This window comes from Vibrio sp. 10N.261.46.E11 (assembly GCF_041472735.1).
Classification (GTDB): domain Bacteria; phylum Pseudomonadota; class Gammaproteobacteria; order Enterobacterales; family Vibrionaceae; genus Vibrio.
Genome location: NZ_JBFRQW010000075.1, coordinates 1 through 6070, shown reverse-complemented (window position 1 = coordinate 6070; position 6070 = coordinate 1). Strand labels below are relative to the sequence as shown.

At 42.4% G+C, this 6070-nt stretch carries 5 protein-coding genes and 1 riboswitch; of the genes, 3 read left to right on the top strand and 2 right to left on the bottom strand.

Going from position 1 to position 6070, the window contains the following annotated elements; translation table 11 throughout:
• Window positions 1-73: 73 nt before the first annotated feature.
• Window positions 74-1183 carry a tRNA (uridine(54)-C5)-methyltransferase TrmA gene (gene trmA / locus AB4407_RS19575; RefSeq protein ID WP_009848254.1) on the bottom strand — a complete coding sequence of 370 codons (1110 nt, stop codon included), beginning with the start codon at window positions 1181-1183 and terminating at the stop codon, window positions 74-76.
• A gap of 154 nt (window positions 1184-1337) precedes the next feature.
• A riboswitch (cobalamin riboswitch) is annotated at window positions 1338-1541 on the top strand.
• A 39-nt stretch (window positions 1542-1580) separates the two neighbouring features.
• On the opposite strand from trmA, the gene AB4407_RS19570 reads away from it, so the two are divergent.
• From AB4407_RS19570 to murI, 3 genes are read left to right on the top strand one after another with little or no spacing between them, the layout of a single operon-like run.
• Window positions 1581-3455, top strand: a complete 1875-nt coding sequence (locus tag AB4407_RS19570; RefSeq protein ID WP_017100862.1) for a TonB-dependent receptor domain-containing protein — start codon at window positions 1581-1583, stop codon at window positions 3453-3455.
• 48 nt (window positions 3456-3503) lie between these two features.
• A complete protein-coding gene (locus tag AB4407_RS19565) occupies window positions 3504-4169 on the top strand; it encodes an ATPase (RefSeq protein WP_372121708.1) in 666 nt (221 codons plus the stop codon).
• Window positions 4170-4229: 60 nt separating this feature from the next.
• On the top strand, window positions 4230-5036 hold the full coding sequence (murI, locus tag AB4407_RS19560; RefSeq protein WP_372121709.1) for a glutamate racemase: 807 nt from the start codon (window positions 4230-4232) through the stop codon (window positions 5034-5036).
• Here the strand turns inward: murI and AB4407_RS19555 are convergent.
• Window positions 4999-5451, bottom strand: coding sequence for an RNA recognition motif domain-containing protein (locus AB4407_RS19555; protein WP_372121707.1), 453 nt, complete (start codon window positions 5449-5451; stop codon window positions 4999-5001). The two genes, murI and AB4407_RS19555, sit on opposite strands and share 38 nt — an antisense overlap.
• Window positions 5452-6070 lie beyond the last annotated feature (619 nt).

Below are 6070 nucleotides of genomic sequence, written 5' to 3'. Positions count from 1 at the left end.
TAACTGATCGGCATTAAGCCAATTGGCTCGTTTTTTTGTATCTGCTGCTTAGCTTCGACTTAGAGAGCGAGGTTTACGCTTTACGCTCTAGGAACACACCTGCTTCCATATGGTGGGTGTAAGGGAACTGGTCAAATAGAGCAAAACGAGTGATATCGTGTGTTTCGCTTAGAATGTCTAGGTTCTCTTTCAATGTCTCAGGGTTACAAGAGATGTACATGATGCGCTCGTAGCCTTGAACCATCTTACAAGTATCAACATCCATACCTGAACGCGGTGGATCAACAAAGATAGTGTTGCAATTGTAGCTCTTAAGATCGATGTTCGCTTGCTGTAGACGACGGAATTCACGCTTGCCTTCCATTGCTACGGTAAAATCTTCCGCAGACATGCGGATGATCTGCACATTTTCAATCTTGTTGGCTGCGATGTTGTATTGCGCAGATTCTACTGACGGCTTCGCCAGTTCTGTTGCCAGTACACGTTCGAAGTTCTGTGCCAGTGCTAGTGAGAAGTTACCGTTACCACAGTAAAGTTCAAGTAAGTCGCCTTTGCTGTCTTGAGTGCAGTCGACAGCCCATTCCAACATTTTCTCTGCTACTTTGCCGTTTGGTTGAGTAAAGCTGTTCTCAACTTGCTGGTAGATGTAGCTATCACCATTCACATCTAGCTTTTCAATGACGTAGTCGCGATCCAGTACGATTTTCATTTTACGCGCACGGCCAATCAGATTTAGGTTAAAACCTTCATCGTTCAATTGTTGTTTTAGCGCTTTAGCGTCTTGAATCCACTGCTCACCTAATTGGCGGTGGTAAAGCAGTGACACCAAAATCTCGCCGCTTAAAGTCGAAAGGAAGTCTACTTGGAATAGTTTGTGGCGCAGAGAGTGGTTGTCCTTCATTGCATCTGTTAATAGAGGCATTAGGTCGTTGATCAGGCGGCTAGCCGCAGGGAACTGGTCTACGCGGTATTTTTCTTTAGTTTCTTGATTGAACATGACGTAATACATATCGTCACCTTCATGCCACACGCGGAACTCTGCACGCATGCGGTAGTGTTGTTCTGGAGATTCATACACTTCCAGCTCAGGCACATTATATTCTGAGAACATTTCAGTAAGACGCTCAGTCTTTTCTGCCAGTTGTTCTTGGTAGCGTTGCGGGTTTACTTCTAAATTCGCCATTGTTATGCCTTTTGCTGTCGTGCTTTTAAATCAAGAGCGCAGATTTTATTCAATCACAGGCGCTTGTCCAGTGTTGAGGGCCATTCAGTCTAAATAGACGATGAAAACTATAGCTTATAACTATCTTAGACTAGACAAATGATTCATAGGTCAATACTATTTCCGGCAAGCTGGTGCCATGTGGATGTATAGATGGCTGAAGAGGGAATCTGGTGAAAATCCAGAACTGACGCGCAGCGGTAAAAGAGAACGAGTATTCATAGACACTGCAAATAGCATTTTGTGGGAAGTCGAATATTAGGTAACCATAAGGTTGTGCTCTTAAGTCCGAATACCTGCCAGCGGCCAAACCATAAAATGTGGTTTGGTAGGACTTTACGCGATTTAGGATCACAACATGAACAAATCCCTTTTAGCGGTTGCGGTAGCATCGCTGCTTTCACCTATCTCCAATTTACACGCACAAGAAGCATCTGCTGACGAAACCATGGTCGTTACGGCTAACCGTTTTGAGCAGTCTGTGGGTCAAGTTACAGCAACTGTCGATATTGTGACTAAAGAGCAAATTGATAACCTGCAAATCAAATCTCTAACGGAAGCTTTAGCATTATTACCTGGTGTGCAAGTAACGCAAAATGGCGGACGTGGACAAAACAGTTCAGTCTTTGTTCGCGGTACCTCATCGAATCAAAGCATTGTCCTCTATAACGGGGTGAGAATTGGTAGTGCGACAACTGGTAGTGCGAACTTCTCAGCTATTCCTCTAAGCGGCGTTGAACGTATCGAGTTAGTAAAAGGTGCTCGTGCTGCGGTATATGGTGCTGATGCAATAGGTGGTGTAATTAACATTATTACTTCATCAGGGGCTGATGTTGACTCTGGTACTGTTCAAGTTGGTGCTGGTACTGATAACTATCGCCAAGGCGCAGCTGGTGTGAGCTCTAAAGTTGGTCAGAACTCTTGGATCAATATGTCTGTAAACACTGAAGCGTCAGATGGTTTTGATGTCGTAGGCACTGGCCCGGCTCAACCTGATGAAGATGGCTATAGCCGTCAAGACTTAACGCTTGAGGTTGGGACAAACTTTTCACCTGAGTGGTCTGCCAAAGTGATGGGCTTCTATCATAAAGGCGTGACTGAATATGAAAGTTATAAGGACTTTTCAACAGGTAAGCTATCAGCTGATGAGCAAGAATCTATTCTTTTCAACTACGCAGCGCTTGTTGCATATAATGGTGAGAAGTATCGTTCATCTTTGTCTGTATCAACTAACCGCGACGATAGTAACAATAAAGGCGGTCAAGTTCCGGGTAGCCACTTAATCACTGATCGCCATGCTCTTAACTGGCTGAACTCTTATCAGTTATCTGAGATCTTTGTACTTAATGCAGGCGTTGACCTAACTAAAGACACCGTGGCTGATTCCAAAATTTGGAGCAGCAATAGTTACCAGAAATATGACGGTACTAGTCGTAAGAATAATGCAGTATTCGCTTCGGCTTTCTATGACAATTCAGGTCTGCAAATTGAAGCAAGTGTTCGTCATGATGACAACGAAGTCTATGGCGGAAAGTCGACATGGCAGCTAGGAACTGGTTATCTTGTTAATCAGAATTGGCGTTTGATTGCGTCTGGTGGTACTGCCTTTCGAGCTCCGACATACAATGACTTATTCTGGCCTGGCTATGGTAAGAGTGACTTGAAACCAGAAGAGTCTTTGAGTTTTGAGGCTGGATTTGAGTTCTTCTCTGACGTATCAGATATACGCGTTGTAGGTTATTCAAACAAAATTACTAATTTGGTAAGTTATCAGTCAAAAGGTGAAGCTTTAAAGAATTCTGATGCGACAATACGTGGTATTGAAGTAAGCTCGCAGTTTGAGACTGGCGTGATTTCACACTCAGTGTCGCTAGACTTCCTAGACCATAACAACAAAATCAATGTTGCTGGTTATGGTCAACCAGAAGACATTCAAGATAAAGAGCTGTCTCGTAGAGCAAACTTTGCAGCGAAATGGTTGGTCAGCTATGAACACAATGACTGGCGTGGTGATTTGAGCTATCAGTATCAAGGTAAACGCTATGACGATGCAAAAAATACGGTGGAACTTGAACCGTATAGCCTCGTGAACTTTACACTAGCTTACCAGTTGACCGAACAATGGAAACTACGAGCTAAAGTTGAAAACTTGTTTAATACTCAATACCAAACGGTGGATAAGTATGAAACGCAAGATCAAGCATACTACCTAAATGCTTCATACCAGTTCTAACTGGTATGCAAACCGCCTTCGGGCGGTTTTTTCTTATTGGATATATCAATGAAAAAGAAAGTCGTCATAAGTTGGTCGTCAGGTAAAGACTCTACGTTAACGTTAGAGCGCCTACTTGAAAGCACCGAGTATGAAGTTGTTGCTCTGTATACGACGTATGTTGGAGATGAAGTTCCTTTCCAGGTAACTCCTATTGAGGTAGTTGCAATGCAAGCTCGATTGGTCGGTTTACCATTAATCATGATTGAGCTACCGGAAGTCTTCCCAAGTAATGAGGTTTACCAAAGTACGATCGTCTCGGCACTTAAAAGTTCTGGCTTATCAATCGATGCGGTCGCGTTTGGAGATATGTTCTGTAATGGCATTGCCGATTACCGAAGAAGTTATATAGAGCCAGCTGGTTGGGAGTGTGTGTTTCCCCTAATGGGAGAGAGTAGTCAGGCACTTGCGAGTGAAATAATAGAGAGAGGAATCGAAACCTTTCTCGTCACGGTCGATAGCGATGCATTAGACATGAGTTATTGCGGGGAAGAATACACGTTGGAGCTAATCGGCAGTTTACCGAGCCACGTCGACCCTTGCGGCGAAGATGGTGAGTTCCATACTTTAGTCACGTCAGCGCCATGCTTTAAAGGAAAGCTTAAGATAGAGATGGAAAATGTAGAGCAGGGTGAGCGCTTTGTGCATCAACGCTACCGAGCTTGCATTATGTAGAGTGATGATTGGCGAAAACTAAGTGAAGGGGTATCATTGCAACGGAACTTATCACAGGTAATGGTTGTGTCGGAAAGCATACAAAAAAACATATTAATCTTTGATTCTGGAGTTGGCGGTCTGTCCGTATATAAAGAGATAAGCCAGTTACTACCGAATCATAACTATACTTATGTATTCGATAATGAGGCTTACCCATACGGTGAGCTCGACCAGCAAGTCCTTATCCACAGAGTTCAAAGTATCGTCGCCAGTTTTGTGGCTAGCCACGCTATTGATATTGTGGTGATAGCCTGCAATACAGCAAGTACAATTGTGTTACCTACACTAAGGGCTAATAACCCAATCCCTATTGTCGGGGTTGTTCCGGCGATCAAGCCAGCATCGCTACTTGCCAATAAAGCCGTTGGTCTTATTGCAACTCCCGCAACGATTACTCGTGAATACACACACGAGCTCATTAAAAACTTCTCTAGTAATAAAAGAGTTGAGCTTTTAGGTTCTACTCAGCTGGTGGATATGGCCGAAGATAAACTCCGAGGAGAGGCGATTAACCTTGAAGAGCTGCAGCAAATCCTTCAACCAATGATCAACACAATTGATGTGGCTGTTTTAGGGTGCACTCATTTCCCACTGATCAAATCAGAGATTCAGCAAGTGCTAGGTAAAAACGTGATGTTGATTGATTCAGGTAAGGCTATTGCTAAGCGGGTTCAAGGTTTATTGGATTTAGAGAGCTGTACTGAAGAAGGGGGAGTGCGTGAGGCTTTTTGTAGTGCACTTCCTAAAAAAGAAAGTGCACTAAATAGTATGCTGAAGCAGTTAGGGTTTAGCTCAGTTCAGCTTCGTCCGTTTCTGGATGTTTAGGATCGTTTGCAACGCGTACTTTTAAAGTACGTTGCATGTAATCTTTATCGTTAAGTTCTGAAATAGCATGATTCACATCATTACTTGTCATAACAACAAATCCAAAACCTCTTCTTTTACCAGTACGTTTGTCTTTCATTAAACGTACAGCAAATACTTCACCATATTCAGAGAACAATTCACGTACATGTGATTCATTCGCTTTGTATGGAAGGTTACCCACATAAAGTGTTTTTGTTGAAGCCTTAGGTTCTGACTCTGATTTTGAGCTGGTGCTTGAAAAATTAACAACAAAAGCGGAAGCCAAGACACCAAGGATAAAGGTAATTGCAGGCGATATATCTACCTGAGAGAAAACAATGCCGCCCAATACAGCTAGCGCGACAATTAACAACATCGATTTTTTTGAGTTCATATCGGAATACTACATATTAATAAACGAAATATACGCATCTACCATTAACAAAATAGACACATGAATCTTACGTTCATGGCTTCCATTTTGCCAATGTATTGCTGTGATACGTCTCAAATGTTTAGTTTTTATTCGAAAAATGCGGATGTGGTGGCTTTTTAGGCGAACGAAACTTTTATTTAAAAAAACTCTTGTGCTCTATATCGAACTCTCTATAATGCCGCCTCACCGACAAGGAGTGAGACGAAAGTCACGCAGCGAAATCGGTAGAGAATAAGAGTTTGAAAATAACCCTTGACTCTCTAAGTGGTGCAGGTATAGTACGCACCCCTAGCGGCTGAGATGTGAGTCACAAAACGCTAGCGCTCTTTAACAATTTAAACCTATCAATCTGTGTGGGCACTCGTTGATGAATATCAAAACGTTATTACTTAGGTAGTAACAGTTACTTCGGTAACAAAATTGATTTCAATGAACTGAGTGACCAATACGAATAACTTCGGTTATTTGGCACAGTCAATTCATTATCATTCTGTTGGAATGGTAATAGCTTTAAAATTACATGTTCACTTCTCTTTTTCGAAAGAAGAAATGAACATTAGTTTTGAAGTCAGTATTC

Bases quoted from the DNA above. Each gene is read 5' to 3' on its own strand.
- AB4407_RS19555 (WP_372121707.1), bottom strand. From the start codon at position 5,451: ATGAACTCAAAAAAATCGATGTTGTTAATTGTCGCGCTAGCTGTATTG.
- trmA (WP_009848254.1), bottom strand. From the start codon at position 1,183: ATGGCGAATTTAGAAGTAAACCCGCAACGCTACCAAGAACAACTGGCA.
- AB4407_RS19565 (WP_372121708.1), top strand. From the start codon at position 3,504: ATGAAAAAGAAAGTCGTCATAAGTTGGTCGTCAGGTAAAGACTCTACG.
- murI (WP_372121709.1), top strand. From the start codon at position 4,230: ATGGTTGTGTCGGAAAGCATACAAAAAAACATATTAATCTTTGATTCT.
- AB4407_RS19570 (WP_017100862.1), top strand. From the start codon at position 1,581: ATGAACAAATCCCTTTTAGCGGTTGCGGTAGCATCGCTGCTTTCACCT.